This is a genomic window from Enterococcus sp. C65, assembly GCF_040887165.1.
GTDB lineage: Bacteria > Bacillota > Bacilli > Lactobacillales > Enterococcaceae > Enterococcus_B > Enterococcus_B hirae.
Genome location: NZ_JBFOFG010000009.1, coordinates 22,432 through 49,203, shown reverse-complemented (window position 1 = coordinate 49,203; position 26,772 = coordinate 22,432). Strand labels below are relative to the sequence as shown.

38 protein-coding genes and 1 pseudogene are annotated in these 26,772 nt (G+C 34.4%); 9 read left to right on the top strand and 30 right to left on the bottom strand.

Going from position 1 to position 26,772, the window contains the following annotated elements; genetic code table 11:
- The 13 genes from AB3I12_RS10835 to AB3I12_RS10775 all read right to left on the bottom strand — a co-directional run bounded on the left by AB3I12_RS10835 (position 1) and on the right by AB3I12_RS10775 (position 8,907).
- Positions 1-396 (bottom strand): HK97 gp10 family phage protein, encoded by a 396-nt coding sequence (locus AB3I12_RS10835; protein WP_034698433.1) that lies wholly within the window; start codon positions 394-396, stop codon positions 1-3.
- Complete coding sequence (locus AB3I12_RS10830; protein WP_063627282.1) at positions 389-760, bottom strand: hypothetical protein; 372 nt, start codon at positions 758-760, stop codon at positions 389-391. The genes AB3I12_RS10835 and AB3I12_RS10830 overlap by 8 nt, the downstream gene beginning before the upstream one ends.
- Positions 760-1,101 carry a hypothetical protein gene (locus tag AB3I12_RS10825; RefSeq protein ID WP_002304501.1) on the bottom strand — a complete coding sequence of 114 codons (342 nt, stop codon included), beginning with the start codon at positions 1,099-1,101 and terminating at the stop codon, positions 760-762. The genes AB3I12_RS10830 and AB3I12_RS10825 overlap by 1 nt, the downstream gene beginning before the upstream one ends.
- A gap of 11 nt (positions 1,102-1,112) precedes the next feature.
- Positions 1,113-1,328, bottom strand: coding sequence for a hypothetical protein (locus AB3I12_RS10820; protein WP_002311614.1), 216 nt, complete (start codon positions 1,326-1,328; stop codon positions 1,113-1,115).
- 22 nt (positions 1,329-1,350) lie between these two features.
- Entirely contained in the window at positions 1,351-2,241 is an 891-nt protein-coding gene (locus AB3I12_RS10815; RefSeq protein ID WP_063627283.1) for a DUF5309 family protein, read from the bottom strand.
- A gap of 14 nt (positions 2,242-2,255) precedes the next feature.
- A complete protein-coding gene (locus tag AB3I12_RS10810; protein WP_063627284.1) occupies positions 2,256-2,870 on the bottom strand; it encodes a DUF4355 domain-containing protein in 615 nt (204 codons plus the stop codon).
- Positions 2,871-3,002: 132 nt separating this feature from the next.
- Positions 3,003-3,320 carry a hypothetical protein gene (locus tag AB3I12_RS10805; RefSeq protein WP_063627285.1) on the bottom strand — a complete coding sequence of 106 codons (318 nt, stop codon included), beginning with the start codon at positions 3,318-3,320 and terminating at the stop codon, positions 3,003-3,005.
- A gap of 1 nt (position 3,321) precedes the next feature.
- The gene (locus AB3I12_RS10800) at positions 3,322-4,374 is read right to left on the bottom strand and encodes a minor capsid protein (RefSeq protein ID WP_231105504.1); all 1,053 of its coding nucleotides are present in this window, start codon (positions 4,372-4,374) and stop codon (positions 3,322-3,324) included.
- Complete coding sequence (locus tag AB3I12_RS10795; RefSeq protein WP_368015658.1) at positions 4,292-5,821, bottom strand: phage portal protein; 1,530 nt, start codon at positions 5,819-5,821, stop codon at positions 4,292-4,294. The genes AB3I12_RS10800 and AB3I12_RS10795 overlap by 83 nt, the downstream gene beginning before the upstream one ends.
- A gap of 11 nt (positions 5,822-5,832) precedes the next feature.
- Positions 5,833-7,248 (bottom strand): DEAD/DEAH box helicase family protein, encoded by a 1,416-nt coding sequence (locus AB3I12_RS10790; RefSeq protein WP_368015657.1) that lies wholly within the window; start codon positions 7,246-7,248, stop codon positions 5,833-5,835.
- Positions 7,241-8,074: a phage terminase small subunit gene (terS, locus tag AB3I12_RS10785; protein WP_063627286.1), complete on the bottom strand. Its 834-nt coding sequence runs from the start codon at positions 8,072-8,074 to the stop codon at positions 7,241-7,243. Before terS ends, AB3I12_RS10790 begins: the two co-directional genes overlap by 8 nt.
- Before the next feature lie 114 nt (positions 8,075-8,188).
- Complete coding sequence (locus AB3I12_RS10780) at positions 8,189-8,431, bottom strand: hypothetical protein (protein WP_063627287.1); 243 nt, start codon at positions 8,429-8,431, stop codon at positions 8,189-8,191.
- Between the two features lie 242 nt (positions 8,432-8,673).
- Positions 8,674-8,907 carry a hypothetical protein gene (locus AB3I12_RS10775; protein WP_155727573.1) on the bottom strand — a complete coding sequence of 78 codons (234 nt, stop codon included), beginning with the start codon at positions 8,905-8,907 and terminating at the stop codon, positions 8,674-8,676.
- A 422-nt stretch (positions 8,908-9,329) separates the two neighbouring features.
- Here AB3I12_RS10775 and AB3I12_RS10770 point away from each other — a divergent pair, with 422 nt between their 5' ends.
- Positions 9,330-9,824: a hypothetical protein gene (locus tag AB3I12_RS10770; RefSeq protein ID WP_063627289.1), complete on the top strand. Its 495-nt coding sequence runs from the start codon at positions 9,330-9,332 to the stop codon at positions 9,822-9,824.
- A 300-nt stretch (positions 9,825-10,124) separates the two neighbouring features.
- On the opposite strand, the gene AB3I12_RS10765 is transcribed toward AB3I12_RS10770, so the two are convergent.
- Positions 10,125-10,592 carry an ArpU family phage packaging/lysis transcriptional regulator gene (locus AB3I12_RS10765; RefSeq protein WP_063627290.1) on the bottom strand — a complete coding sequence of 156 codons (468 nt, stop codon included), beginning with the start codon at positions 10,590-10,592 and terminating at the stop codon, positions 10,125-10,127.
- Between the two features lie 269 nt (positions 10,593-10,861).
- On the opposite strand from AB3I12_RS10765, the gene AB3I12_RS10760 reads away from it, so the two are divergent.
- A complete protein-coding gene (locus AB3I12_RS10760) occupies positions 10,862-11,551 on the top strand; it encodes a hypothetical protein (RefSeq protein ID WP_063627291.1) in 690 nt (229 codons plus the stop codon).
- Between the two features lie 99 nt (positions 11,552-11,650).
- Here the strand turns inward: AB3I12_RS10760 and AB3I12_RS10755 are convergent, their stop codons facing one another.
- Positions 11,651-12,133: a DUF1642 domain-containing protein gene (locus AB3I12_RS10755; protein WP_231105507.1), complete on the bottom strand. Its 483-nt coding sequence runs from the start codon at positions 12,131-12,133 to the stop codon at positions 11,651-11,653.
- Between the two features lie 182 nt (positions 12,134-12,315).
- On the opposite strand from AB3I12_RS10755, the gene AB3I12_RS10750 reads away from it, so the two are divergent.
- A complete protein-coding gene (locus AB3I12_RS10750) occupies positions 12,316-12,531 on the top strand; it encodes a DUF3955 domain-containing protein (RefSeq protein ID WP_063627293.1) in 216 nt (71 codons plus the stop codon).
- 37 nt (positions 12,532-12,568) lie between these two features.
- Here the strand turns inward: AB3I12_RS10750 and AB3I12_RS10745 are convergent.
- The 11 genes and pseudogenes from AB3I12_RS10745 to AB3I12_RS10695 all read right to left on the bottom strand — a co-directional run.
- Positions 12,569-12,769, bottom strand: a pseudogene (locus AB3I12_RS10745) (hypothetical protein); the annotation flags it as partial.
- A 92-nt stretch (positions 12,770-12,861) separates the two neighbouring features.
- Positions 12,862-13,149 carry a hypothetical protein gene (locus AB3I12_RS10740; protein WP_053813067.1) on the bottom strand — a complete coding sequence of 96 codons (288 nt, stop codon included), beginning with the start codon at positions 13,147-13,149 and terminating at the stop codon, positions 12,862-12,864.
- A 17-nt stretch (positions 13,150-13,166) separates the two neighbouring features.
- Complete coding sequence (locus AB3I12_RS10735; protein WP_053766647.1) at positions 13,167-13,361, bottom strand: hypothetical protein; 195 nt, start codon at positions 13,359-13,361, stop codon at positions 13,167-13,169.
- The gene (locus AB3I12_RS10730) at positions 13,362-13,691 is read right to left on the bottom strand and encodes a hypothetical protein (RefSeq protein WP_063627294.1); all 330 of its coding nucleotides are present in this window, start codon (positions 13,689-13,691) and stop codon (positions 13,362-13,364) included.
- Positions 13,692-13,706: 15 nt separating this feature from the next.
- Positions 13,707-14,618 carry a Lin1244/Lin1753 domain-containing protein gene (locus tag AB3I12_RS10725; protein WP_081248825.1) on the bottom strand — a complete coding sequence of 304 codons (912 nt, stop codon included), beginning with the start codon at positions 14,616-14,618 and terminating at the stop codon, positions 13,707-13,709.
- A 39-nt stretch (positions 14,619-14,657) separates the two neighbouring features.
- Entirely contained in the window at positions 14,658-15,533 is an 876-nt protein-coding gene (locus AB3I12_RS10720; protein ID WP_063627296.1) for a recombinase RecT, read from the bottom strand.
- Position 15,534: 1 nt separating this feature from the next.
- The gene (locus AB3I12_RS10715; RefSeq protein ID WP_196763499.1) at positions 15,535-16,482 is read right to left on the bottom strand and encodes a YqaJ viral recombinase family protein; all 948 of its coding nucleotides are present in this window, start codon (positions 16,480-16,482) and stop codon (positions 15,535-15,537) included.
- A 65-nt stretch (positions 16,483-16,547) separates the two neighbouring features.
- Positions 16,548-16,793, bottom strand: a complete 246-nt coding sequence (locus tag AB3I12_RS10710) for a hypothetical protein (RefSeq protein ID WP_063627299.1) — start codon at positions 16,791-16,793, stop codon at positions 16,548-16,550.
- A gap of 40 nt (positions 16,794-16,833) precedes the next feature.
- Entirely contained in the window at positions 16,834-17,019 is a 186-nt protein-coding gene (locus AB3I12_RS10705) for a hypothetical protein (RefSeq protein WP_010718398.1), read from the bottom strand.
- 16 nt (positions 17,020-17,035) lie between these two features.
- Positions 17,036-17,266 (bottom strand): DNA-binding protein, encoded by a 231-nt coding sequence (locus AB3I12_RS10700; RefSeq protein WP_010718399.1) that lies wholly within the window; start codon positions 17,264-17,266, stop codon positions 17,036-17,038.
- Positions 17,263-17,817, bottom strand: coding sequence for a hypothetical protein (locus AB3I12_RS10695; RefSeq protein ID WP_063627301.1), 555 nt, complete (start codon positions 17,815-17,817; stop codon positions 17,263-17,265). Before AB3I12_RS10695 ends, AB3I12_RS10700 begins: the two co-directional genes overlap by 4 nt.
- Before the next feature lie 287 nt (positions 17,818-18,104).
- On the opposite strand from AB3I12_RS10695, the gene AB3I12_RS10690 reads away from it, so the two are divergent.
- Positions 18,105-18,932, top strand: coding sequence for a TIGR02391 family protein (locus tag AB3I12_RS10690; protein ID WP_063627304.1), 828 nt, complete (start codon positions 18,105-18,107; stop codon positions 18,930-18,932).
- On the opposite strand, the gene AB3I12_RS10685 is transcribed toward AB3I12_RS10690, so the two are convergent.
- Together AB3I12_RS10685 and AB3I12_RS10680 are read right to left on the bottom strand one after the other, a co-directional pair.
- A complete protein-coding gene (locus AB3I12_RS10685) occupies positions 18,873-19,124 on the bottom strand; it encodes a hypothetical protein (RefSeq protein ID WP_010737836.1) in 252 nt (83 codons plus the stop codon). The genes AB3I12_RS10690 and AB3I12_RS10685 overlap by 60 nt on opposite strands.
- An 11-nt stretch (positions 19,125-19,135) precedes the next feature.
- A complete protein-coding gene (locus tag AB3I12_RS10680; RefSeq protein WP_063627306.1) occupies positions 19,136-19,375 on the bottom strand; it encodes a helix-turn-helix transcriptional regulator in 240 nt (79 codons plus the stop codon).
- A gap of 138 nt (positions 19,376-19,513) precedes the next feature.
- Between AB3I12_RS10680 and AB3I12_RS10675 the strand changes: the two genes are divergently transcribed.
- The 4 genes from AB3I12_RS10675 to AB3I12_RS10660 all read left to right on the top strand — a co-directional run bounded on the left by AB3I12_RS10675 (position 19,514) and on the right by AB3I12_RS10660 (position 22,414).
- Positions 19,514-19,906: a helix-turn-helix domain-containing protein gene (locus tag AB3I12_RS10675; RefSeq protein WP_063627308.1), complete on the top strand. Its 393-nt coding sequence runs from the start codon at positions 19,514-19,516 to the stop codon at positions 19,904-19,906.
- Positions 19,907-19,912: 6 nt separating this feature from the next.
- Positions 19,913-20,341: an ImmA/IrrE family metallo-endopeptidase gene (locus tag AB3I12_RS10670; protein WP_063627310.1), complete on the top strand. Its 429-nt coding sequence runs from the start codon at positions 19,913-19,915 to the stop codon at positions 20,339-20,341.
- 61 nt (positions 20,342-20,402) lie between these two features.
- The gene (locus AB3I12_RS10665; RefSeq protein WP_034866873.1) at positions 20,403-21,032 is read left to right on the top strand and encodes a hypothetical protein; all 630 of its coding nucleotides are present in this window, start codon (positions 20,403-20,405) and stop codon (positions 21,030-21,032) included.
- 158 nt (positions 21,033-21,190) lie between these two features.
- Positions 21,191-22,414: a site-specific integrase gene (locus AB3I12_RS10660; RefSeq protein ID WP_063627312.1), complete on the top strand. Its 1,224-nt coding sequence runs from the start codon at positions 21,191-21,193 to the stop codon at positions 22,412-22,414.
- A gap of 103 nt (positions 22,415-22,517) precedes the next feature.
- Here the strand turns inward: AB3I12_RS10660 and AB3I12_RS10655 are convergent, their stop codons facing one another.
- Complete coding sequence (locus tag AB3I12_RS10655) at positions 22,518-23,864, bottom strand: glucose-6-phosphate isomerase (RefSeq protein WP_010718407.1); 1,347 nt, start codon at positions 23,862-23,864, stop codon at positions 22,518-22,520.
- 113 nt (positions 23,865-23,977) lie between these two features.
- Entirely contained in the window at positions 23,978-25,327 is a 1,350-nt protein-coding gene (gene gdhA / locus AB3I12_RS10650) for an NADP-specific glutamate dehydrogenase (RefSeq protein WP_010718408.1), read from the bottom strand.
- Positions 25,328-25,440: 113 nt separating this feature from the next.
- On the opposite strand from gdhA, the gene AB3I12_RS10645 reads away from it, so the two are divergent.
- The gene (locus AB3I12_RS10645) at positions 25,441-26,694 is read left to right on the top strand and encodes an NAD(P)/FAD-dependent oxidoreductase (RefSeq protein WP_034698501.1); all 1,254 of its coding nucleotides are present in this window, start codon (positions 25,441-25,443) and stop codon (positions 26,692-26,694) included.
- Positions 26,695-26,772 lie beyond the last annotated feature (78 nt).

Below are 26,772 nucleotides of genomic sequence, written 5' to 3'. Positions count from 1 at the left end.
TTACTTTCCTTTCTTAACGATTTTTATTGCCATTTGTTTAAATCTTCGAGGAATATAAGACATATTTGCAAGATTCGTTGCACGGGTCAACATAAACCGTCCTTTTACAAATCCACCATTTTTAGTCCTGTGTCCTTCTTCCACATACTTAAAGTAATGTTCATTATTTATAACTGCTCCAACAATACGACCAGTTGAAAGCTTCCTAGCTTTTACTACTCGATAACCACGTCTTAAATCACCTGATTTTACAGGAGTTAAAGGTTTAGCTAGGCTAACAACTTTATTCATCGAATCATTTACAAAAGATATTCCTTCTTTTTGAGCAATTACAGTCATATTTTTAAAATTTTCAATGATCTTTTCTGCATTAGATTCATATTTGAGATCACCCATTTTTTTCACTTCCTATCAAATTTACTTCACAATGACTAGGATAGTAAAAAGGCTTAGTAGCAAATAGAGAAAAAATTAAGCCACTGGCCTTTTGAGTTATTGTTATTCGATCTCCTTTTTTGAGTTTAATCTTAGGATGAATAAATAATTTATATGTGTCAGTCGAAACATTTACCATTTCTCCATCTTCTATGACTGCTAGTCCATCGATTTGACCTTGTGAAAGAGCGCAAGGGATAGGATTATCACATACTTTTTTATAATCTTGAATAGTAATATTTGTATTAGAATCTTCAATGTCCATTAGTCTTTCGATAATACAACTATCTTCGTAAGTAGTTTCTAAAATATCTGCTTCATTCATTAAAAAAACTCCAATCCTCCACAACCAATAACCCTTCGTATCAAATCGCCATATCCTAGAAGTAACTCACTAACAGCATTCGCTGTTGACGCATAACTAATCGTCGTATCGCCACGTCTAACTGAAGATACTTTTTTTTCTGATTCATTTTTTATTATTTGATACAACACTTCACTAATCACGCTTTTTAACTTTTCCCATGAAACATCATTTTTACAACTATTGTATGATTCAATTTCTAGCAAAATTATTTCTAATAAATTAGTTATGCGTTCTTCACTCAAATCTGGAAAATCTTCTTTTATAGACTCAATGATTTCCGTTTTTAGCGATTCATCCATCAGATCACTTCCTAAATTTCATTAACATCAATTGCATCTTCCAAAATTGCAATTGCTTCTTTATCATCTATAGAAATGATAAATTCGTTATTTGAATCTGCTGTGATAAATCTACGAGTTTTAGGATGAACAAACCCAACAAAATTTTTAGTTTTACCTACTCTATATTTCACGACTTCATCTTTTTTAGTTTCATCTTTTTTTACCACTGTAATTCCTCCTATCAAAAAAGGGAGTACTAACTCCCATTTATTCAGACTTTAAATTTAAAATTGCCCCAGAGTTTGAAGCGTTGTATTCAAGAGAATATTCACCTACAAGACCGATACGTCTTGAATCAGTTGTTTTTGCAAGTTCTTCTGCTCTCCATTCACGTAATGGACGTAGTTTCACATAATTAGTATCGATTGCGGCAATTGTTCCTTTTGGCAATGATGGTTCTAGTAAAGCAATACCTGTGCCGTAATTAGACACGATATTTCCAATTTGCAATCCAAAAGTTACTCTTTCCCCGAACTGAACAATTTTTGTTGAATTTCCATCTAACTCATCAGTCATTAACTCCTGCATATCTGGAGAAATTAAGCATAGTTTTTCTCCCATATAACCTTTTTCATACATCAATTTAAATAAACTATCGATATCTTTTCTTGTTACCGCACCCGCAGTAGCTGTTTCTGCCTTATTTGCTGAATTGATCAAATTCAAAATTCCATTCATTCGACGACCTTTAGAACTATTTTCATCAGCTTTTACACCAGTAATCAATTTTCTGTTCAAATCAATTTTCATTTCCATACCACGTAGTGCTACTTGATTAGTTAATTCGTTTCCGACACCATTCACATTAATAGCATCTAACGTACCAGATACAGAGGTTGATTTTCTAAAAATTTCTGTATAGTTGTTAAACCAAGTTCGACCAGATTCAACATCTGGATAATCTCCGCCCTCAAGCTTTTCAGAAGAATCATCATTATTAATATCATATTCACGCCATTTAATTTCCGATGATTCAGCTCGTTCGGTCTTTCCGACGCCAAGTAAATAGCTTAAAAAAGGTGTATTTGGTATTTGCATAGCATTAATCGCTGGTGAAATATCCAAATACTCTAAATTATTTAAAGATGTTTTTTTCATAATTTGTCACTCTCCTAATTAAATTGTTGTAACATTTCGCCTAACTTACCCATTGGATCACCAATATTTTCTTGTTTATTATTAGTTGTTTGTTTCTGTTTTTTCGTACCAAACGCTGTCTGCATTTCAAGACTTTTAATTTCTTCGGAGTGTTTTTCTTTAATAGATTCCAAAACGTTAGTAAAACCTTCAACAGCTTTTTTAGTGAATTCTGTATCAGAACTAACAAGATTATTTAACATAAATTGAGAAATAGAATCTTTTAATTCTCCATCTAGTTCTAGCCCAGCAATTTGTTCTGCAACAAAAGCTTTATTATCACTTGTCACACGCAAAGCCTTCTCAGCTTCGAATTCAGCTTGTAATTTTTCTAGTTGAATTTGTTCAGGTGACTTATGTTTCTTAGATTCCTCATATTCCTTGATAGTTTCCTGTTTAATTTTATCTAGGTTATTTTGTTTCCAAGCTTCCAATTGTTTATCAGCAACACTTTGAGATTGTGACTGAAGAAATTTTTGAGCTTCTTCATTGGATTCCACAAAAGTTTTGAAATCCTCAAAAGAAAACTGTGGATCGTCACCTTCGGCAAAGTATTGCAAGTTCATCGGTATTAATGATATGTGTTTCATGCTTATTCTCCTTTCGCCCCACGATTCGTTTTCACGCCCCGCATTTCTTTGAGTTTTAATAGTTGCGCCCCACCATTCAACCAAGCCCAGTATTGCGCTAGTTTAACGTCATTTTGGACAAAATAAAAAAGCCTAATTACTAGACTTTCCTTCTTTGTAGTCAGTTCTAACAACAATACAACCCATCTTTTCATACCAATTAACTGTTTCTTTTAAATTTGGTAATGTATGAGATAATAATTGAATCGTTAAATTAATGGTATTCTTATGAGCTGGAGTATTATCTCGATAATTAACAATTTGATTGCCAATAACCACGTAGGCATAATTACCATTCCAATGATCTCTCAAGCCATTAGGATGGTTCTCAGACTCAATAGCTGTTTTGTAGGCTTCTGCAATATCAGCATTTACATTAATTGTTAGTAGCGCTTCATAAAAATCTTTCATTCTACTTCCTCCGTTTCAAATTGATTCCAAAAGAATCATGTGCAAACTCATCTAATAAATCGCCAAATAAACGGTCATATTCTTCATCAATATCCTTTCCTAATTTTGGTAAATTAGGAACATCCGTACATCTGCAACGACTATGGAAAGGCGCTCGATTCTCACCTATGACAGCATTTTTCAATTTATAGGGATTCTTACTTGCCTTTCCTCCACAAATTCGGCAAACTCTCTCATCCTTTGCAGTTAAAACATTGTATTCCTCAATGCCTGTTTCTAAATATGATTTTTCAATACCGTCTTGAGCAAATTTTGCATACTCCGTTCGAACGAGATTTTCTATCGCTTTGTTATACTTTGATTCTTCTAACTTAAACATGTCACAAATTTCTGAGTCTAATCGCATGGTATTTAAAGCTTCTATAACGCCTTCTCCACTAGCTACACTTTTTACAATAGCGTTAGAGAGTTTCTGTTCAAGCGATGAAATATTTCCCCACAGCCTCCTAGAAAATGTTTTACCCGACCAAGGATAGTTTAGATAACTCTCTAATTCCTCTTGGGATAAATAATTCGGCAAATCAACGCTTAGTAATTGAGCTAACACATTTGCATTTGAAGCATATGAACGTTGCAATATCTCTTCCAATCGATCTGAAAAATACTCGTTCAGATCTGCATTTATTGCATGGTATGCAAGGATTTTAAAGATATCAGAACGTATCTGTAGCAAACGATTAACCTTTGCATAATCAAAAGATGGAAAAAATTCATCGATAAACTCTTTGTATTTTGAATCATACATTTTGAGAGATTTATAATTTTTTTCCACATATTCACGATATTTTTTTTGGTCACTTTTGCTGTAAAACTCCATCATTTCAGCATAAGTAATATCATGTAAGTCTGCTTGAGATAATAGTTTTGCTTGTATCTCTTTCAGTGCTTCAGGAAATACACTAGTTAATTTTTTAAGTGTCTGATTTTCTTGTTTGAGCCTTGCTTGATCCTCCAGTTCTCGACGTTTGGTCCAATACTTCGTTTCTATGGTCATTATTGCCACCTCCACCAAAATTGTATTCACTATCTGGATAAGCATTTCCACTTTCCAACTCCATTATTTCATTTTCATAATCAACGTCTGTCACAAATGGAATTTGTCTTTGAATGGTTCGTTTGGATACATAAGGTGCAAGCTTAGGTAAAGCTTCAGCTAGATAACTCAAATCAGTAGGTAAAGATCTGGAGAAAGTAAAAATAATTTTTTCAGGCTCAATCTCTACTTTGTCATTGAATTTTAGAAAAGCTGCAATTGTTTCTGCGCATTCTTTCAGTCCTTCTCTAAAATATTGCTCTTTAGTATTTGTTTTTGCTTCTAGGCTAATGATTTGCCACTTACGAGCTTCTCCAGAACTGTTTGATTTAAACACCTCATCGTTAAAATCGATTGCTTTACAAATGGTGTAAAATTGTTTTTTCAATAGATCCATATGATATTCATTGAAATCTTTCGCTAAATCTTTGGTGACATATTCTGCTTTTGCTGTAGGGTCTTTTAAGTTAATAATCCCTAGCTGATTCATCATTTCTTTAGCAGTGTCTTTGCTCATTGTCGTACCAGTAACAAGCATGTACGCAAGCTTAAATTGTTCGATTTCGTTTTGCTGATCAGACAAAGCACGATCAATTGCATCTCCAATTTCCTCGGCTACTTCAAAATCACAATAACGATTCGTATTATTTTTAAATTCGGATAAATTAATCACTTCTAAAGGATTTTTTGTTTCATCGATTTTTTTGAACGTTCCGTTAGTAATAAAATTTAAATCGCCATAACAAGCATATGTCGTAATTTCATTTCTAGTTATAACTTTCATTTCTTGGAAAAACTTTTTCTGATAAGAGTCATACTTTTCTTTAATATAGATTCCAGCATTTCCATATCTTTCAGCTCTCCAAGGCTCAATATTGCTTGCTCTTAACTCCCAACCATCATCTCCTTCCACAGGCTCTAATAATCGGAAAGCTACTCCACATGCACCTTGGAAAGTGGCTGTCTCAGGGTCAAGCATTGCAAATCTCATGGAATCAAGATTGGTTGTTAATTTGTTAAAAGCTTCTGGAACTGTTGGAAGCTCTGTATCATTTTTTAAGAATTTATCTTTTAATTTTTGAATGAGTGTTCTTTTTTGTTCCGATACATCGTAATCCCATTTAATAGGTATACCAGTAAAATGATTGACTGCTTGATCTACGACAATCGAATACATACCAGCATGAAGTTTATTATTAACCTTTACAATATCAGTGTTAGGCTTTGGTCTTTTGTCTATTTCATTCTTTTCGCTAGTATACGCTAGATATTTTCTTTCACGATCAGCAAAAAATGGTTTCATATCTTCTATAAAACCATTCGGATCAAACATTCCATCTTCAATTTGTGTTGCATATTTAATACGTAGCTTCTTATATCTCTCTAAAGATAATACTGTACTAATCAAAAGCTCACCTCCTAAAATTGAATAAATTGATAGTGACTTGGTGGCTCATAAAATGCTAAAGCCAACGCATCAGCAATATCTGGACTACCAATGTTTCGCTTTTTCATATCATCTTTACTTTCTAAACGAATACGACTTCTACTCGTCATTTTGAATTTACGTGTACTCAGTTCTTTAATCAACGATCCATCATCAGGCAATTCAATAATCGGTTGTTCACCGTTAAGATTTGCTGTCATATTTTCTTCTAACATTTCCTTGATGTTTCCCCATAGTTGAGTACCTAAATTATCGTAAAAATCGTCTTCTGATGTTGAACCATTATTCACTCCAAGCACCTCAAAAGGATACTGATTGTCTTCTATTAATTCTTCTAGGCGGTCAGTTACACCACCTCCGACACCAGTGTCATCAACTTTAATCATCACTTTATCAATACTTGGATATTGACTCATTAGATTCTTGGCCATATTGATGACATATCCTGTTGTTTCCATGGTGCTACGTTTTGAATATTTCTCATATTCTAATGCCCTAGTAGCAATTCTAGGGAAAAGAATCGTAGAATCATCACCATACCGAGCTACGTCGACACCAATATGAGCAACCGTTGTTTTATTGACTAAAGAATCACTAATTTGTTTTTCTGTAGCCAATTCAACCGTTTCAAGACTGATAAATGAATCCAACGCTCCTTTCGGAAATTCTCCAAAAATACGCACACGAGCAACGTCGCTTTCTTTTCCATACTTTTTAAGGATCATCTCTATGTTATCTTTGTTTGTGCGTTTACTATCATAACTAGATACTTTATGGACTCTGTATTTATCACGGTCTGAATTGTGGGAATCGTAAAAAACACCTTCAATATTATTTGGGTTTCCACACATCAATAGCTTATTATCAAAACCTGATAGCGTACCAAGAATAGCTTCCATAATTGGATCAGATACACCAGAAGCTTCATCTACAACAATCAACATATGGTCCTCATGAAAACCTTGCATATTTTCTGGCTTCGTTGCTGTTCTAGCTGTAGCAAACCAACGCTCTGAATCACCAACCATATAAATTTTGGTCTTTGTCCACTTCAGTAAGTTTTTGATCAAGCTATCATTTAGCCATTTAGCTACTTCTGCCCAAAGCACATCGTAAAGTTGTTTCATGGTTGGCGCTGTAGCAATCACTTTTGCGTATGGTCGACAAGTTAAAAACCAAAGTATTGCTCCTGCTTCCAATGCTGTTTTTCCAACACCTTGTCCAGAACGAACTGAAACCTTTGGAAATTCAGCCAAATCATTCAAAACACTTTCCTGCCATTCATCAGGATCCAAGCCCAATATATCTTGGCAAAAAGCTACTGGCTTATCATAGTAATAATCAATCGCAGCACCTATATCAGCAAAAGGAATAAAATCATTACTCATTCTCTCTCACCGCCCGTTTATTTACTGCATTCAAAACTGCTTGCTTCCATTCTTCCACTTCTTCGCCAGAATTATTACCGCCAATATCTGCTATTTCAGCTTGAATTTTCTCGGTTTGTGCTTTCATTAAATCAGTCTTGTAATCTGTTATATATAGTTCATTCATTTGCTTAATGGCTTTAGTTAACTGATTGCTAATCCGAGTTAATGAATCTTCAATTGAAAGAATGTCATCAATTTTGCGATGTATTTTTCTGCTAACTTGAACATCTTGCATAACCTCTCGCTTAATTTCTAGCTTTCTACCGTCTTTTTCAATCGGCGTTTTGATTTTCCTTAACTGTTGCAGACGTTCAATTTCTTCATCATTTAAACCAGCCTCGGCTTGCTGTATTCTTTTCATCATTCGCAGCTGTCTTATCTTCAGCAACCGAATTTCCTCAGACAAAACAAAAGAAGGATTATTATTCAAATTAGAATAGATGTCCTTCTCTTCATCGCTTAATGTTTCGTAAAATATAGTTTCATACTCGCCAGTTTTCAAAGCGTTCTTGTTCCCTACTGGCGGTGATGCTCGGCTATTGCCTTTATTCCCCTTTGCATTCTGATTACCAAAAGGAGCGCCACCTTGATTGGTAACGTTACTTTTGCCAATGGTAACATTACCTTTCAATTCAGCGCTCCACTTGTCTTGAGATTTCCATTTTCTAATTTGAGAATCTGAAACATTTAATTCAGATGCAATTTCTTTTAGTTGCTTTTCTCCGTTAGATTCTAACCAAATTTTCTTGGCTTCGTCACGCCTTGAATCACGCTTTCTTGCCATTCAATATACACCACCTCACATTCTTTTTGGTTGAGTTTTGTTTTTCTATTTTTCAATATCTTTTAGCATCAAATCGGCTTCAATTAATATCTTTAAATCAGAAAATTAATTAATTCAATTGGCATTTGTATCCCTCAAATTCTTGTTTATGTTTTCTTGAATATTCTGCTCACTAAAATACCCACGTCCACAGTAACGAAGGTTGTATTTGTCAATTTCTTTCGGAGTCGCTTCTCGTGTCATTTCAATAATCGAATACTTCTTTTTGATTTGTACTGATCTAACCATTCTCACCGGATCGGATTTGTTTTGTTTAGGGTATCTATTTGAAAATGATATGTACCAATAATTCCTCATATATAATTCTTCCTTTCAGCCAAATAAATCAACTCAAATATTTACCTATATAAACTACAAGCTTATCTATATGAAACGTCTTACCAATTTTAATTTTGAATTCATTCCAAGCTATTACAAGATCGTCTAATGTTTCACTGAAGCTACTACTTTGTTTCATATTTATTCCTTCTTCTTTCAAAATAAAAAGACCACTCAATGAGTGATCTTACAGTGTACAATTATTCTTCTAGATCTTTCCCTTACAGTCCGCATGTTAGTTTTACCTCAGGGTCCGATTCTAAATATTTTTTGTAAAAAATTTTTAATTGATTCAAATCCATAGCTTTCTCTTCTCTTTTACCTTTTGGAGCTACCTCAAGACGGATTTCTTTAAATTCATTATCCTTGACGAAACAACGTAATTTATTTAAGTAATATCCTGCTATGCCTCTGCATCTCCATTCGGATTCAGTCTGGATTAACTGCAGCTTCATATAGTCTACTTCTTTCTTAAAAGCACGGTTAATGTTCTCGCTATTTGGAAAAAATTCCATTCTAAAGATTACGTCTTTATTACTGTTTTTCAAGAAGGATGTTATACCCACAATCCTTCTTACTGTTTTTGCTGAAACAAAACTCTATGCCTCGTTCCTTTAAATTATCAGGCAGTCTCCAAGATTGTATTTCTTCGTTTTTCATCATTTTATTCACCTCATGATAATATTACCATAAATCGCTGGTAAGGATTTGAACCTTACATAACCATGCCGAAGCATGATAATAGGACTCATCTATAGCATCTACCTTATTCCGCCACAGCGATCAAAAAACAACTTGCGAAAACGTTTTCTTAGTGTATACTTTAGTTATCAACGTAAGGGAGCGTTGAAATTATAATACAAGGTAGTGGATAAATATGGAACAAGTAAAGATCTTTGCGCTAGAGTATGCAGTTAGTGTTTTTAATGAGATTATTTCACAAGATTCTGATAGCGGAAAATTTAAAATTGTTTGGAACACTGATAAAGGTTTTGCAACATGTGAAACCCTTTTATGGACAGACTACGATTATGTAGTACTTTCCGAAGAACTAGGTTATGAACGATTTATACAAAGAACCTTAGATCCTTCCTCTGATAGCGAAAACGCACTCAAAGTTGTGCGGTTTAAATTATTTGACTACTTCAGAAATAGAAGTGCTTCGACTTTTACAAAAAGACCAGATCAGCTTTTATTGTTTTTACTAGACATTATTGATAATTCCGGAATAGAAGATTTAGAATATCCGAATTATTCTACTATACGGAATTTTAAAACATTGGACGGACTAATAGATTTACCATTTATATTAAATATAGATTTAAATCTTTCGCCTGTCAGTCTAATTAAAGAACAGACAACAACCCCATAAGTAGAAAATAAACCATTTTGATTTGATTTATTTGTAGCTGTTGTCTGCTTATTAACAATTTTTAGAATAGACAGCGATTGTATAGAGAAAACACATGTGAGTAGTTTTTTTAGATTGCTGTCTATTCAAAAGAAGAAGTTTTTAAACGATGAAAGGAGACTACCTCCCTTCATATTTTTTTGCCGATTTCTGTTTCCTAATTTTTCGACACTATCATAATAAAACATTTGCTAGGTAGTTGATTGGTACAAAAAAGAAAGTATTTGGGTAGTAAATGGGTATAAAAAGTGTAAAAACTGGCTACTTAAAAGCAACCAGTTTTAAGGAAGAAGCAAATTGAATGATGATTTTGTTTGATTCTGCTTTAACAGATTCCTCGCTCGTATTATTTCTTTGGGCAGTTACATAAATCGACATACCGTTGATATAGCGATCATAGAATATCTTTTTTCGTCTTTCTGTTACATCAGGTTTATGCGGATGCTGAATTGCTGAATAGCCACGAATGAACAGTTTATGCAAATACTCAAATTCTTCTTGTGCTTCCTCTTTCTCGATCATCATTCGTTCTGCTTCAAATGTATTATTTGCTGTAGAAGGCGGAACCAAGGAGTAAGTTGCTGTTACTTTAGGTTCACGAGGCTGACCTACCCTACACCTAGCTGACAGATATGCGGAAAGGAATACAGCGACATTGTGTTTCGTGCGTTCCATATCCACATCTTTTGCCTCTGGTGTCTCATACTTCTTTACATCGAAAAGTACCATCCATTGATTCCTCCAATTATGATATAATAATTGTGTCAGAATTATTATTCATAGTCGGAGGAATCCGGCTTTTTTTACTTCCCAAATAATTATGGATTCTAGAACCATAATTTATTAGCTTTTTACTTATGCATCTAAGTCTTAATCCCTAATACCATCAATTCATGTAATGATTCACGTTAAATACATAAAAAATATTCTTTAATTTTTAAATATTATCATTACTATTATTTGATATAATCTAATAAAAAACGAAATGAGGTTATTTTATGAAAAAATGTTTTTTTGTCACTCCTATAGGAACTGATGATTCTCCTGAAAGAAAAAATTCCGACACAGTTCTCAATCACATCATAAAGCCAGTATGTGAAAGTATAGGTTTTGAAGTAGTTCGTGTAGATCAACTACATACTGTTGACAGAATTGATCATACTATTACAGAGTATTTATCTACATCTGACCTTGTGATTGTCGATTTAACTTATCATAATGCCAATGTTTTTTATGAATTTGGTTACAGACAAGCATTAGGCTTGCCTCTTATACCACTGATAACTGAAGGAGAAAGTATCCCATTTGACGTAAATACACTTAGAACTATCTACTATGTTACAAATGATTTAGATAAAGTAGAAAATGTGAAAAATAAATTATTGGAAACAATAAAACATATGACATTCGAAACTCCTCAAAAGCCAACAACTAATGAAACAAATATTGATAACACTTTGCTTTTAAATATTATTGATAAACTTGAAGATATAGAAACTGCTGTTCAAGTTAGAAACGATAAAGAAACAGAAAGAATTGCTGAACTTATGTCCAAGTATTCTCATCCTCAAAAATCTGCAGAAGCAGAAATATTTAGCAGTATATTTGGTCCTATGATGCAAATGGCAGCACAGGATCCAAATTCACTAAAAAATATTAGCGATGCTTTCGGAAACACCGATTCTTAAGTTTTTCGCCTTCGTACAGTCCTTTATAATAAGCTATAAGGGACTGTTGTTTTTTGATTTCTTGTGATAATTTTTCTATTATTGATAATAATATTCTAGTCACTTCAATACCTCCTCACTAGGCTCATAAAGCACCGCAAACTTCCAATAATCAGGATTCACTGACTTAATCTGTTCTTCAGTCAGCAACTCATGCCAGTCGTCCTCATTCTCATAATCCCAAATGATGTCGTACTCTCCTCTACGCTCGACAAGTATCTTTTTGTTACCTTCTTTGTCTGTTAGCAATGGGACCATGTACAGTGGCTCTTTCTCGACCTCGTAGCCGTCCTTCATGTGAATGAGAGTTTCGATTGGTTTGTTTTCAGCAACATCTAACCAATTCTCAAAATCTGTCTTGTGTGGCCATTCTTCATCATCTAATTCTCTGATTGCCATAAAAATCGCTAAATCCAATGTATCTTTATTATCTTCAAACCACTCCGCCACGAACGAATCAACAACTGGCTTCTGCGGTTCGTCTAGTTGTTTCATTACCGTAATACCAGCATTTAAACCGTTATTGAAACAATCAGCTCTCATGTCTTCACTTTTCATTTTAATGCTTTCTAATACCTTCTTTTATGTTCATTGCTGTACCTCCTTATGTGTTTACTTCCTACATTGAAAAAACTGGAATTTATATCCAACTAACAATTTTGTCATCTTTATTTTTTTCTTAATATTTTTAGTTTATATTCAGCATATCAAAGGAGGAGATGTGGATGAAATCATATACAATTCCCATTATATTTTTTACTGTCGGTTTACTTTTGTTTGCAACTCATTCATTTGTCGGTTCTTATGTTGATTCAAACGGTTTTTTGATTGAACCAACATTCTTTTGTGTTCCTTTAGGTTATTTATCTTTTATGCTCTCCATTTTTACCGCAATATATAGTTTCACCAGAAATAAGTTCTACAAAAAATCAGCAAATTAAACGACCAATTGGTCGTTTTTTTTAGAGAGATATCTTCCTACTTCTTCCCCGTTACCGTAAATAGCACAATACTTTCTGGCATGTAATTTACTTCATATTTGTATTCATTTACTTTAACGCCTTCTAAATATTCAACCACATTCACATTCCAATTAGTCATATTCACAAGATGTCTTTTGTACTGTTTCTTTCCTGTTTCAACTAGAATAACGAGTTTATTTTTATCTTCCGTATCAACATCTGTCGTAGACTGTCTTTACATATCATACAAATAGATAAATCCATGGTGTCTCATGTTCTGAGTCACACCAAAAGCATTCAACCTCTTAGTTAACTTCTGGAATGAATTTCTTTTTTCTGCTCATGCTTACTCATTTCTTGTTTCAACCAAGCCTGATTTGATTTTGACTGTTTTTCTTTTCTCAAATTTTTCCTTTTAAGTGGATTGATTTTATTAGTTTTTTGAGAATAATCTTTTACCTCCACTACTTCGCCATTACTCACATAGGCAGCTAATTCTGCCATTTCCTTTGATTCATAACGTTTAGCTCCTTTTAAGTTAGGAACTCCATATCCTTCTGAATCGACATAACACATTGCTTTTACAACGTATGCCACACTTAACCCTCCAATAGCTAATTTCTAAATGCTCTGCGTACTGTATACGCTTCGTTAATGATTTTCTTTAACGTATCCGATGGATAGATTCGATGACTTGTATTCTTGGTATCTTGTTCATATAACCAAGCAAGCTGTGCTAGAGTATCATCATCAAGAGAAAATCTCGGTCTTTTCTTAGGTGTCCCACCTGTTTGCTTTGGCTGTCCCACCTACACGACTACTCCTTTTGGTTGATTTTCTAAATATTTCTGTAACCCTTGATAACACTCTTCGAATGACAAAAGAGAACATTTCATCTTTCGTACATGAAGCTCTTCCTTTTTCTTTTTTTCCTTTACCAAAATATGTTCCAGCTTTGTTCGGTCTACGTATAGCGCATAATAAACACGCAACTTACTCCAGCTTGAACGATCTTTTTTTATTTGGTCTTCGGTCAAATCTTTTAGCTGGCTATAAACTGCTTGCAAACATTGACGTTCATCACCTTGTTTGTATTCCCCCAGTTTTTTTACCAGTTTGAGATAGTTATATTCTTTCAAAATATCACCTCACGTTTAGAAAGGGACATCATCGTATCGATGCGCTTCTCTTTCTTTTCTGAGCCTTTCTTGTTCTTCATAGTCTGCCAACCATTTCGGGATAGGTTCTTTTCGTGTTACGTTACGACTTGGCTGAGAGTTAGAGAAAGTCCTTTGGCTCTTCTTCGCTTCCCAATCTTCTTTTGCTTGGACTGCCTCCTGTAACGTAGAAACATTGTTTGACTTCCACGTAGCAAGAATTTTATCCACGTATTTTTTTAACCCTTGCATTTCTACGCTATTCTCATAAGCAGATTGAAATGCAAATAAAATCATTTCTGATCCCCATTCACGAATCCACGGACCTAATGCGCCTTGCAAAATGCCAGTAGGTGGTTTTCCCCAAGATTTTTGAATGAACTCGTACACGCCCATATCTTCTTCATAATCTTTTATTTCATTTACTTTACTTTCTTTTTCTATTTCTCTTTCTATTTGTGTATTACGAACACCGTTAACTACAGTTGAAGTAGAGTTATTACCTCCATTAACTAAGTTATTGTCGTCATTAACTAGGTACTCTTTTTTTATGGATACTTCTTTTCGTTTTCTTGTTATTAATTTATATCTTTTTTGAATGCCATTTGATGTTAAAATTTGGTATTTTTCATACTTTTCCCGATTAAAAAATCCTACTTGAATCGCTTTAGATACAACTTCTTCTACTAGACCCTCTTTCGCCCCGACATCGTCAGCAACTAAGAACGCCGAATCTTCGTCCCACCGCAAGAAATACCCCATGTCTCCATAGATATAGCCGAGCAGGCAAAGTAGTATTTCACAAGTTTGTGATCCACACGACCTACGAATTTTTCGGTACTTAATATCTTTCAAAAAATCAACATCTAGTGAGTAGTAGTCAACGCCTTGTTTATATGGCCTTGCCACTTTATCACCTCCTTAGATAAGCGAGGGGAAACTCCCTCGCTATAGTGGTGGATTCATATCATCGAACAATGAATCCTGTTGTTCGTCTGTATTTGCTGTTTCTTCGTATTCATCAAACGCTGATGATACGTCTTCCACTTTTTCTGCTTCTTTACGTTCTGGTGTATCTTCTTCAACATTTGTATCGGATAAAATATCACCGTTCTCATTGATATCTTTTACGACATTTTCATCAGTTACCGTTGCTTTTTGCATTTCCACTGATAGAATTCCCCATTTACTCAACATATTTCTTAAAACAGTTTTTTTGGCCATTGCATCAAAATCCTTCTTCCAACCAAAGTCAGATTTACTAAACTTTCGTTTATGCAATTCAATTTCTTGCTTTGTCCAATAAACAGTTTTTTTGAACCCATTCAATAATTCAAAATATCCAACATACCCGATGACTTTGTCAGATAAACGACCTTCTGGATCAAATTCAAACTGTTCCGTCAATCGATTCCAACCTCTTAATTCGCCTTCATATACTTCGATAACATTCAAAGACTGATATTGACCCGAACGTTGTGCTAACTGTATATATCCTTTGTATCCTAACTGAAATTGGGCTTTTCCTTTATATGGAATAATCCATGCGTATCCTAAATTTTTGTCCACTGGTAAATCTAAGGAAGCGGCAACCATTGCACTAGTAACAATGCTCATTGAATCGACAGAAGATAAATAAGAATCGTTATTTACCAAATTTAATACACTTGCCATGAAACCATCAGATTTCTCTTTCAATACTTCTTTAAATTTATTTTTCATTGTCGGTGTATTCATTAGAGCTTTAAGCCCTAATTTAGAAGGATCCACTGCTTGATTGTTTTTTTCTGTTAGTTGATTCTTTAAATCTTTACTTGTTGCCATATCACTGAATCTCCTTTATCACTAATCTATTTGAAGTTGATAAGCTGTAAATTTCCTCATCTTTCATCACATTTGGATATTTCTCTGCTATTTTCTTCAAGTCTTTTCGTTTAGAAACGACTGATTTTAAACAAATAATCCGACTAGGTGTGATACCTGTAGAGGCATTCTTTATTCCAAGTTCCTGAATAATTTGATTGTCGATTTGTCGAATACTCTTCTCTAGTTCCTTCTTATTTTTGAGTAGCTCTTCTTTTTGATCGAGTAGAACATCATAATCGGCATGAAGCATAATTTCAGTTGAATCTAATTCCGAATAACGCTCTTTTAGAAAATCTGACGTTGCTTTACTTCCATCGATCAGTGGTTCTTCTCCGCCTATAATGTTCGTTTCCCAAAAATCAACTAGCCGTTCTGTGATGATGTCAATCAGTTCTTGATCTCGTTCAACTCGTTTCCATATAAATCTTTGACCACCAATCAACACAGCGATATAACAATAATCCTTGTTCAAAACATTCATATAATGTTGCACTTGACACAAATAACTAAGTGGCACTTCTTCCCCTTCCCACTCTTTGCTAAGAAATTGATTCGCTGTTTTACATTCAAGAATGGCATTTTCTCCTACTACATCACGGTCGATATTTGCTCTTAAGAATGGATGTAACGGATGTTCAAACACTTGGTTTCTTCTACGGACCTTTTTGCCTGTTCGTTCTTGAAATTCTTTGGCAACAACTTCTTCTAAAACATTTCCCCAATAAGCTGGTTCGCTCTCTGAATCTTTCAATTCAATTTGACCCGTTTTCTCAAGCCATAATTGATAAGGGGATCTGTATTTATTCAATCCAAGTACGGTTGCAACATCTGAACCACCAATACCTCTTTTGCGGTCTTCGAGCCATTCTTGATGGCTCATGTCTAAAGTTGATTTACTCATCTTCATCCTCCTCAATTTGTGGTCTTCCCCAATCAGGAGTGTTTAGGTATTGATCTAACGATGATTCAAAGTCATTCATTAAACATCATCTCCTTAGTAGCCTTGCATGCAGGACAATCACAATCATTAGTTCGCATACATTCTTTAAACTTATCGTTCATTAGTGTTAGTACAATTGTTTGCAAAGCAAATGTTCCACCAAATACAACAGTTGCTTCATCTGCACTTGGATCAATCGCCCCAAGAGTAATGGCTACATCACTTTCGTTACACTCATGCATTAGTTCTTCAATTAAATTTTTAATTTTTGGATTCATATGGTAAAATCTCCTTAGTTATGTTTTTTTATGTTACCGATTAGCGACGGCCATCGCTGGTCGGTCTTTTTTGTGTTGGCATTTTGAAACTTTCTCTTACAGCAGTAACAACTACTAAAGTTCCCCAATAAATTAGCGCATATGCCGGGTTGATACTTGTCAGTATGATTGCTACAAGACACATAAGCAAAGCGCTTTTGACAGTCATTTTAAAAACCGTTCTCATTGCTTCACATTCCTTTCTAATTAGTATTGCGTTCTTCCCATTCCTTCACTAACTCGAAGTCATACTGCAAAACACCTCGAACCCTTCGAGAAGGTAACGGATCATTTTTTGAATTCGTCCATTTAGAAATAGTAGCTAATGAGACACCGAAATATTCAGCAATATCTTTAGCTTTCTTCCAAACTCTTTCTTTCGGTTGCTTTTTTTGAACTAAAGGGACCACTCTTTCCATTTGTGAAATCTTCATTTTAATTCTCCTTTCATGTATCCTTGACTGATCCAATAAGTTAAACGCTGCTCGCTTAGTTGACGAATATCAATTCCAAGAATTTCGCATAGTACACTGATCAGAGTCACTTCAATCATGATCTCGTCTAAAAACTCATACGCATATGAAATGATTTGCTGACGATCCTCAGCGGTTAAATAATCCTCATTTTTGAGAAGAATTTTCTCAACTTCTTGTTTCTTTTGTTTTCGCTCATCGGATTCTATCATTTGAAGCTTATCTAGTGACGAGGGGTCTCTTCTATAAACATCTCCATCAATTGATTTAAATAATCCAAAAAATTTATGGATTACATGGAGAGTAAAATCTGAATCTCGAAAATGATCAGTTAAAGCTTGAGCATTTTCTAACGTCACAGGCTTAGTATTATGTGGTGTTGTCCAATCACTCAATGACTGTTGAGATACATTAACTTGCTTTGCTATTTCTTTCTTCGTTTTGCCACTCTTATTTATCACCTTGATTAATGATTCTCGAATGACAGCTGATTGTTTTAACAGTTTAAACACCTCAATTTCTTATTCGCCCATATATCAATACGAGCAATTTTTTTATATTATTACTTTAAAGAATCAAACAAAAGCTGTTTCATCTAATTCACGTTCAAGCTCTTTTTGAACTTCTTCAACTAAACGATTAAGTTGATCATCTGTAGCACACTTGATGACGTGAACTAGTCTAGGTCTTGCATCAAGTACGATGTTTATTTTTTCTTGGTGTGTTATAAAAATACCTCCTTGTTCTCTTTTTGTTCGCTCGCTTCTTTTGCTATTATTTTTTTAAAGGAGTGATTTTATTGTCTAAACCAATTGATAATGCACTGATTGAGGAAATTTCTATAATTTTAGCCGATGTACTCACAGGATCAAAAATTACTACAATGTTTCAATATTTGAATTTTAAAGATTTTGATCAAATTAATAACTTGCCTACTACTTCTACAAAATGGCGGAGATTAAACGAAACTATCTCCTATCATTGTTCAGTTTCAAAAAACGCTAAACCTTTGTTTAAAGTTACTCAATACGTCATGCAGCCACAAAAATTTATAGATAAGCCAGAATTATGGAAGTCTACTCTTAAAGCAATAAATTCAAAATTAATTTTCTATGGATTTGAATTAAATGATTCTGGAAAAATAATTCCCTCAGTAAGAGTTGATTCATTTTCAGAAGCTCAGAAACGTCTACTTTCGTTTCAAGACAAACTATCTGATTATGATATACATGAGCAAACCATGTTCTATTGCAAAGAAGAATTTCTAAAAGAAAATTATTTTCATGCAATATTTGAAGCTAGTAAAGGTTTATTAAATAGAGTACGTTCTATCTCAGAACTCACAGAAGATGGATCATTATTGATTGATAAAGCGTTTATTCTTAAAAGGCCAGTAATTCTGATTAAAAATAATATGCTGTCTACACTTACGGAAAAGAGCGAATACAACGGATTAAAAAGCTTATTAAATACAATTGTTTATTTATATAGAAATCCTCAAGCCCATGAACCAAAACTTTACAATCCAAAATCAGAAACAGATGCAATTACTGCTTTCACACTTATTTCACTTGCCCATCGTATTTTGGATAATTGCATCAATGTCCGTGATATATCTAGTAGTTAAATCTGTGAACTTAGCTGTTACCTCAGCTAATCTGATAACTCTGTTGGTAATATTGCTATTTTTATTTTCCTCTAATTTACCTAGTTCGACGGTCAACTTAGAATTTAGTTGCATTGTTGTATAAATTAAATCTGTTCTTAAATAATCAGCTCTACTCTTAGCTATAATTTCATTTTTTTCTTGTCGTGTCATTTGGCAATCTCCTATCTATTGTTTTTTGGCAATACTTCACTAAAAATAAAAAGCTTATCGAAATCTTTTTCAGATAAATCAAAAGCTTTAAGCAATTTCGGAATGAGTTCCCCACCGATTCCGCGATCTCCGTTTAGAATTCTATAAACTGTTGACGGAGCAACATTCATTCTTTTAGCAAGTGAATACGGATCATCTCCTTTTGATTGCATCAAGGAGCAGAGCTTTTCTTGCTTAAGCAAAGTTTTCATTTAATACACCTCCATTGCCTTATGACAATAATATAATACTAAATTTGTCTTTTGGCAACACTTTTTATTGACATAATGCAATTTTTTTTGATTTTATTGCCTATGGGCTATATCATTGATAAAGAAAGGGGTTTTATCATGGAGTTTGGAGAAAAACTAAAAAAATTGAGAACCTCTAGAGGATTAGGTGTTAACCAGTTGGCTTTAAAGTCAGGAGTGAGCGCTTCTCAAATATCAAGATTTGAAAAAGGCGAACGAAAAGATCCAACGCTTGAAACCTTAAAAAAATTATCTACTGCTCTCGGCGTTTCAATATCATATTTTGAAGAGAATTCACCAGTTAATGTAAATACGATTCCGGAATGGGCAGATGAAAATGATTTAATTGAGTTAGATAAAATGCTCGATTCCAACGTTAACATGGCTTATGGTGGTGAAACATTAACAGATGAAGAGAAACAACGGGTAAAAGATGTTTTAACTGGTCTATTTTGGGAATTTAGAAAAGAAGACAAAAGTAAAGAGAAGTGATTTTCTATGGAGATGGACGTAATTAGTCTAGTCGGTAGACTAAAACAAAAATATAATTCTGCTAATCCCTTTACTATTTGTGAAAAAATGGATATTCAAATTAGATACGTTCCCTTTTTGAATAACCCAAAGGGGCAATTTCAAGAATTATTAGGACGCTCAATTATTCTTCTAAATCACGAACTGAAATATTCTGAAGAACGGTTCTATATTTGCGCTCACGAACTTGGTCACGCTATATTTCATCGTGGGTTATCTAGCTATTACGTATCAACAAGAACATCCAGAAGTAAATCAGAAAGCGAAGCGAATTGCTTTGCCGCTAATCTCATTGTTTCTCTTTATAAAGAAGACAACGATAAATATCCTAGAAAAATTGAGGAATTAACAAATTTGTATGGGCTTCCTGAAAGTGTGTATAGATTTTTAATTTAATTGGCGACTATCACTGCTTGCCATTAAGTGGGAGTAAATTATTTTATTTTTGGAGGAAAAAATGAAAAAAAGTATTATGTTAGGTTTTGTTTTATCATCAGTAATTTTATTAGCAGCTTGTGAGGGAAAAAAAGAAGATACCGTTAGTTTAAGTACAAGCTCAATAGAACTTTCCACTAATTCTTCAACGAGGGAAACTGCTTCATCTGAAAAAATTGAAACAGCAATTGGAAAACGCAGTAACCCTGTACCGGTGGGTACAACTGCAACTTTTGATACTCAATATTATACTGAAGATGGAAGTAAAATTGAAACAAATGTATCGATGACTGTATCAAACGTTATCCGAGGGCAAGAAGCAATGAACTATCTAACGAGTGCAAATCAATTCAATGAAACTCCTCCTGCGGGGAAAGAATGGGTAATATTTGACGTAGTTATGAAATTGAATAAGGGGAGTCAAGACGATCCTTATTATGTAATGCCTAACTTTACACCTGTAAGTTCCAATGGTGAAGAAGTATCACAAGAAGCTTATGCTACTTTAAATGATGGTGAAGAATTCGGCTACAAGGATTTATATGAGGGAGGAACTCAAACTGGAAAAGTAGGAATATTAGTTCCAACTGGTGATGATACATTAATAGAATTTAATGATTTTAATACTAAATTATTCTTCAAACTTCAATAAAAAGAATAGCCTTCGGGCTTTTCTTTTTAGATATAAAAGAACATAAGTTCGTATTTTATTTTTGTTAGTACGAATCTTATCTAAATACACATTTTAATAAATATACCCAACTTGAAATATCTTACTATTGGGCATGAATTACGAAAGGATTGATTTTAATGGCCTCCATTAAAAAGTACTATTTAAAAAAATCAAAAGATTACCGTTATGAAGTCTATGTATCAAATGGGATTGATCCCGGGACAAAGTTACAAAAAAAAATTCATAAAAAAGGATTTAAAAGTTTTGAAGAAGCTGAAAAATTCGCAAAAATCATTGAGGGACAAATAGCTTCTGAAGAATATATACAAAATAATCCTAAGAAATTAACTATAGAAAAATTCATGGACGATTGGATTAATAACTATAAAATGAATGTTAAAGAAGGAACAAGAATAGTTCATAGGGCAAATATAAAAATGTACATCAATCCTTATATTGGAAAATATAAACTAGAGAAATATACTAGAGCTGATCATCAAAGATTCATCAATCAGTTACTTACTAAAAAGGGTTTAGGTAGAACTAAGGAAGGTCTCTCAGTAACAACAGCCAAAAGTATCAATGCCACTCTTAGCAATGCTTTCAAAAAAGCTATTCAGTTAGGATATATAAAGAATAACCCTACTAGTTTTGTTGAGTTTCCAAGAAATCTATCTGATAAAAAGAAAGTTAAATATTATACTTTTGATCAATCTGAACTATTTCTCGAATTTGCCAAAAAAGAGAAATCATTTATATGGTATCCCTTTTTTCTTATTATATTTGATCAAGGATTGCGAAAATCAGAAGCTTTAGGGCTACAATGGGCTGATATTGATTTTTCTCAGAATACACTTAATATCAATCGTGAACGACTTGGGGCTGCTGAAAAAGGACCTAACAAAGGTTTAATTATTACAGATGACACAAAAACCCCATCTGGTACACGATCATTGCCTATGACAAAACGAGTAAAGAAAGCCTTATTGACTTTAAGAAATCAAGTAATAAAAGAATTTGGTTTTTTACCTGAAACAGATGACCACGAAGCATTTATTTTTATAAATACTTACGGTAAAAATAAAGGTATTCCAATAAGAGATCGAACCGTTAACGGTGCTTCTCATAGAATTGAAAAACGTGCCAATCTCCCCCACATAACTGTGCATGATGGTAGACATACTTTTGCAGCTAGAACGAGACAAGCAGGAATACCTTTAGAAGATATCAAAGATTTTTTAGGACATAAAGATGTTTCTACTACACAAGTCTATGCCCATATTTCTCCCGAAGTAAAAAAAAGATCCATGAATCAACTAGAAAACTATATAGAAGAGCAAATAAAAAAGCACTCAAATTGAGTGCTTTTTTTAAGTTCACTATCACTAAAACTATCACTAATTTTATTCAGAAGCGAACATGTTTCTATCACTGATTTTTTAAATCTAGCGAGAAGTCCTTATCTTACAGGCGTTCGTTCAATTCTTTGGCAAGGTCTTCAAAGCCTGGTTTGCCTAGGAGTGCGAACATGTTTTTCTTATATGCTTCAACACCAGGTTGGTCAAATGGGTTAATTCCATTTAAGTAACCTGAAATACCTACAGCAATTTCAAAGAAGTACATTGTATAACCTAATGTGTAAGCATCCATTTCTGGAATTTTAACTAATAAGTTTGGTACGTCGCCATCTGTATGAGCCAATAAAGTTCCTTCAAAAGCTTTTGTATTGACGAAATCTACTTCTTTTCCTTCCAAGTATCCTAAACCATCTAGGTCTTCAGCTTGTTCTGGAATTGTAATTGATTTACGTGGTTTTTCAACTTTAACGATCGTTTCAAAGATGTTACGGCGTCCTTCTTGAATATATTGACCTAGTGAATGTAAGTCAGTTGAGAAGTTCGCACTTGAAGGGTAGATTCCTTTTTGGTCTTTACCTTCTGATTCACCGTATAATTGTTTCCACCATTCAGAGAAGTATTGCATTCCTGGTTCATAGTTGATCAATAATTCAGTTACTTTCCCTTTACGGTAAAGGATGTTACGCATTGCTGCATATTGATAAGCTTCGTTTTCTTCTAGTTTATCACTTGAATAAGCTTTGCTTGCATCTGCAGCTCCTTGCATCAACGCATCGATATCTGCTCCACTAACAGCGATTGGTAGTAATCCTACTGCTGTTAAAACAGAGAAACGTCCACCAATGTCATCAGGAATCACGAATGTTTCCCAACCTTCTGCGTCGGCTTCTACTTTAACTGCACCTTTTGCTTTATCAGTTGTTGCATAGATACGTTTATTCGCTTCTTCTTGACCATATTTTTTAACAAGTAATTCTTTGAAGACACGGAATGCGATAGCTGGTTCAGTCGTTGTACCTGATTTTGAAATCACGTTTACTGAGAAGTCACGATCTCCGATTACTTCAATCAAATCAGCGATATAAGTTGAGCTGATTGAGTTTCCTGCAAAGAAAATTTGTGGTGCTTTACGTTGTTCACCATCTAATAAATTGAAGAAAGTGTGGTTTAAGAAATCGATTGCTGCACGAGCGCCTAGGTAAGAACCACCGATTCCGATAACTACTAAAACTTCAGAATCAGATTGGATTTTTTTCGCTGCTTCTTTGATACGAGCAAATTCTTCTTTGTCGTAATTAGTAGGTAGATCGATCCAACCACGGAAATCACTTCCTGCGCCTGTACCTTCACGTAATACTTTATCTGCCATTGATACTTGGCTTTGCATGTAACCTAACTCATGTTCATTAACAAATGGTGCTACTTTTGAATAATCAAAATGAATATGTGCCATTTTTTATTCCTCCTTTAAAAGATCAATATACAGCTTATACTTTACGTTTTTTTTTACAATTTTTCAAGCAAATAAATGAATTGAAGCTAATATTTACAAGAAAATTTCAAACACTAAACTAATCCTTGTGCATACATCACTTTCGCTACTTTTTCAAAACCTGCAACATTTGCTCCTAGCAATAGATTTTTTTCATTGCCATAAGCTGCTGCCGTTTGGCGACACGTTTGATAAATATTTTTCATGATTTCATCTAATTGGCGATCCACTTGTTCACTTTCCCAAGACAATCGTTGAGCATTTTGACTCATTTCTAATGCTGAGACAGCGACACCGCCGGCATTAGCTGCTTTCCCAGGACAATACCACACATTGGCTTTTTCAAAAACATTGACAGCTTCAAGAGTACATGGCATGTTTGCGCCTTCTGCGATGATTTTCACGCCACATTCAACCAAGTTGTTAGCAAGCGTTTCGTCTATCTCGTTTTGAGTAGCGCAAGGAAGCGCGATATCTGCAGTTTCTTTCAAAGTCCAGACAGATTGACCAGCATGATAGACAGCAGAATCACGTTTTTCTGCATAAGCGGTCAACCGTTCCCTTTTTTCTTCTTTGACTTCTTTTAATAGTGCCAGGTCGATTCCTTCTGGATCATAGATAAACCCACTGGAATCAGAACATGTGATGACTTTCCCACCTAATTCTTGAACTTTTTCAATGGCATAGATGGCAACGTTTCCGCTACCAGATACCAGAACTGTTTTTCCTTCAAAAGAGTCTTTTTCTGCTTGTAAAAGATGTTTGACATAATAAACCAATCCGTATCCAGTTGCTTCCGTACGAATCTTACTTCCCCAAAAATCTAATGGTTTTCCAGTAAGGACACCGGCATCATATTGTTTTAATCGTTTATATTCTCCAAACAAATAACCGATTTCTCTGGCACCGACTCCAATATCTCCAGCAGGTACATCGATGGAAGGACCGATATGCTTGGATAGCTCCAGCATGAAACTTTGACAAAAACGCATGATTTCATCGTCTGATTTTCCTTTTGGATCAAAGTCACTTCCGCCTTTTCCTCCACCGATTGGTAGACCAGTTAGACTATTTTTGAAAATTTGTTCAAAAGCTAGGAATTTAAGAATACTTAAATTCACACTCGGGTGGAATCTCAACCCGCCTTTATAAGGGCCGATTGCTGAATTGTACTGAATGCGGTATCCACGATTGACTTGCCAGTTTCCTTCGTCATCTTGCCACGGCACGCGAAATTGAATGATTCTTTCTGGTTCTGACAACAATCCTAAAATATTGCGTTTGATGTATTCAGGATGTTTTTCTAAAAATTGAGTAGCTGAAGGCATAAATTCATCAATGGCTTGTAAAAATTCGACTTGTCCTGTGTCTTTTTGATGAATATTATTTTGAATTCGTTGGACGTATTCTGTTGCGTTTGTCATTGTTTCACACTCCTTTTATAATCTTCTTTTATTTTAGCCTATTTTTATTAGATGCTCAAAACATTTCCTGCTTTCTTTTCATAAATATGCTACACTTTCTCTGAGGTGAGGAAATGGAAACAACCTATGATGTGATTGTAGTCGGTGCTGGAACTAGTGGTATGATGGCTGCAATTAGTGCGGCTGAATATGGCGCAAAGGTTCTCTTAATTGAAAAAAATAAAAAAGCTGGAAAAAAATTATTAATGACAGGTGGCGGAAGATGTAATGTCACGAATAACCGTCCAGTTGATGATTTGATTGCTCATATTCCTGGAAATGGCAAATTTTTATACAGTACATTTTCCCAATGGAATAATTTTGATATCATGGAATTTTTCGAATCTCAAGGTGTTCATTTAAAAGAAGAAGATCATGGTCGGATGTTTCCTGTGACGAATAAGTCAAAAACGATTATCGAAGCCTTGATCCATCGTTTAAATGAATTAAATGTTACGATGCTCTTTGGCACCCGAGTCGAAAAATTAGTGCATAGCGACGGAAAAATCTATGGTGTACGAACGGAATTTGAAGAATTTCAATCCTCTTGTGTCGTATTAACTACTGGGGGGCGAACCTATCCGTCGACTGGTTCTACAGGTGATGGCTATAAAATCGTTAAAAAAGTCGGTCACACTGTCACACCCTTGTATGCAACAGAATCTCCACTGGTTTCTGAAGAAACTTTTATCAAGGATAAAACCTTGCAAGGATTATCTTTACAAGATATTTCTTTAAGCGTATTAAACAAGAAAGGTAAAGTCATCACCGAACATGTTATGGACTTGCTTTTCACTCATTTTGGGATTTCTGGACCTGCGGCATTGAGATGTTCAAGTTTCATCAATCAAGAGTTGCAAACGACTGGAGAACCTGTCACGGTCGTCTTAGACTGTTTTCCGAATCGTTCGCTTCAAGAATTGATCAACGAATTGACTGCTAAAAGCCAACAATCGAAGAAAACATTGAGTAATGCTTGGCATGGCTTTTTACCTGAACGCTTGCTTCTCTTTTTCCTTGAAAAAAGTGGATTAACGGAACAAACTGGTAGTCAAACGACAGAAAAAGAGATCCAACAATTTGCGGAGCTTTGCAAAAGTTTTTCTTTCAAAATAACCAAAACTTTTGCCATCGAAAAGTCTTTTGTGACTGGTGGTGGCGTTTCACTAAAAGAGATCAATCCAAAAACATTAGAAAGCAAATTGGTCAATGGATTATTTTTTGCTGGTGAATTGCTAGATGTTAATGGATATACTGGTGGGTTCAATATTACTGCGGCTTTTGCAACTGGACATGTAGCAGGAATGAATGCCGCTTTTCTTAGCTGATTAAACGAAAACAGTAACGAAGGGAGTAGAAGATGTCTGACTCTTTTCGTTACTGTTTTTTCTTTTTTTAGTTGATAA

Excerpts from the sequence above, each read along its gene's own strand:
- AB3I12_RS10710 (WP_063627299.1), bottom strand. The coding sequence starts at position 16,793 with ATGAATCCAAAAATTAAAAATTTAATTGAAGAACTAATGCATGAGTGT.
- AB3I12_RS10655 (WP_010718407.1), bottom strand. The coding sequence starts at position 23,864 with ATGGCACATATTCATTTTGATTATTCAAAAGTAGCACCATTTGTTAAT.
- AB3I12_RS10675 (WP_063627308.1), top strand. The coding sequence starts at position 19,514 with ATGGAGTTTGGAGAAAAACTAAAAAAATTGAGAACCTCTAGAGGATTA.
- terS (WP_063627286.1), bottom strand. The coding sequence starts at position 8,074 with ATGGCAAGAAAGCGTGATTCAAGGCGTGACGAAGCCAAGAAAATTTGG.
- AB3I12_RS10835 (WP_034698433.1), bottom strand. The coding sequence starts at position 396 with ATGGGTGATCTCAAATATGAATCTAATGCAGAAAAGATCATTGAAAAT.
- AB3I12_RS10760 (WP_063627291.1), top strand. The coding sequence starts at position 10,862 with ATGAAAAAATGTTTTTTTGTCACTCCTATAGGAACTGATGATTCTCCT.
- AB3I12_RS10810 (WP_063627284.1), bottom strand. The coding sequence starts at position 2,870 with ATGAAACACATATCATTAATACCGATGAACTTGCAATACTTTGCCGAA.
- AB3I12_RS10700 (WP_010718399.1), bottom strand. The coding sequence starts at position 17,266 with ATGAAGATTTCACAAATGGAAAGAGTGGTCCCTTTAGTTCAAAAAAAG.
- gdhA (WP_010718408.1), bottom strand. The coding sequence starts at position 25,327 with ATGACAAACGCAACAGAATACGTCCAACGAATTCAAAATAATATTCAT.
- AB3I12_RS10770 (WP_063627289.1), top strand. The coding sequence starts at position 9,330 with ATGGAACAAGTAAAGATCTTTGCGCTAGAGTATGCAGTTAGTGTTTTT.
- AB3I12_RS10670 (WP_063627310.1), top strand. The coding sequence starts at position 19,913 with ATGGAGATGGACGTAATTAGTCTAGTCGGTAGACTAAAACAAAAATAT.
- AB3I12_RS10750 (WP_063627293.1), top strand. The coding sequence starts at position 12,316 with ATGAAATCATATACAATTCCCATTATATTTTTTACTGTCGGTTTACTT.
- AB3I12_RS10825 (WP_002304501.1), bottom strand. The coding sequence starts at position 1,101 with ATGGATGAATCGCTAAAAACGGAAATCATTGAGTCTATAAAAGAAGAT.
- AB3I12_RS10775 (WP_155727573.1), bottom strand. The coding sequence starts at position 8,907 with ATGAAGCTGCAGTTAATCCAGACTGAATCCGAATGGAGATGCAGAGGC.
- AB3I12_RS10665 (WP_034866873.1), top strand. The coding sequence starts at position 20,403 with ATGAAAAAAAGTATTATGTTAGGTTTTGTTTTATCATCAGTAATTTTA.
- AB3I12_RS10780 (WP_063627287.1), bottom strand. The coding sequence starts at position 8,431 with ATGAGGAATTATTGGTACATATCATTTTCAAATAGATACCCTAAACAA.
- AB3I12_RS10805 (WP_063627285.1), bottom strand. The coding sequence starts at position 3,320 with ATGAAAGATTTTTATGAAGCGCTACTAACAATTAATGTAAATGCTGAT.
- AB3I12_RS10680 (WP_063627306.1), bottom strand. The coding sequence starts at position 19,375 with ATGAAAACTTTGCTTAAGCAAGAAAAGCTCTGCTCCTTGATGCAATCA.
- AB3I12_RS10790 (WP_368015657.1), bottom strand. The coding sequence starts at position 7,248 with ATGAGTAATGATTTTATTCCTTTTGCTGATATAGGTGCTGCGATTGAT.
- AB3I12_RS10800 (WP_231105504.1), bottom strand. The coding sequence starts at position 4,374 with ATGACCATAGAAACGAAGTATTGGACCAAACGTCGAGAACTGGAGGAT.
- AB3I12_RS10830 (WP_063627282.1), bottom strand. The coding sequence starts at position 760 with ATGAATGAAGCAGATATTTTAGAAACTACTTACGAAGATAGTTGTATT.
- AB3I12_RS10705 (WP_010718398.1), bottom strand. The coding sequence starts at position 17,019 with ATGAGAACGGTTTTTAAAATGACTGTCAAAAGCGCTTTGCTTATGTGT.
- AB3I12_RS10720 (WP_063627296.1), bottom strand. The coding sequence starts at position 15,533 with ATGGCAACAAGTAAAGATTTAAAGAATCAACTAACAGAAAAAAACAAT.
- AB3I12_RS10685 (WP_010737836.1), bottom strand. The coding sequence starts at position 19,124 with ATGACACGACAAGAAAAAAATGAAATTATAGCTAAGAGTAGAGCTGAT.
- AB3I12_RS10815 (WP_063627283.1), bottom strand. The coding sequence starts at position 2,241 with ATGAAAAAAACATCTTTAAATAATTTAGAGTATTTGGATATTTCACCA.
- AB3I12_RS10715 (WP_196763499.1), bottom strand. The coding sequence starts at position 16,482 with ATGAAGATGAGTAAATCAACTTTAGACATGAGCCATCAAGAATGGCTC.
- AB3I12_RS10765 (WP_063627290.1), bottom strand. The coding sequence starts at position 10,592 with ATGGTACTTTTCGATGTAAAGAAGTATGAGACACCAGAGGCAAAAGAT.
- AB3I12_RS10660 (WP_063627312.1), top strand. The coding sequence starts at position 21,191 with ATGGCCTCCATTAAAAAGTACTATTTAAAAAAATCAAAAGATTACCGT.
- AB3I12_RS10645 (WP_034698501.1), top strand. The coding sequence starts at position 25,441 with ATGGAAACAACCTATGATGTGATTGTAGTCGGTGCTGGAACTAGTGGT.
- AB3I12_RS10755 (WP_231105507.1), bottom strand. The coding sequence starts at position 12,133 with ATGAGAGCTGATTGTTTCAATAACGGTTTAAATGCTGGTATTACGGTA.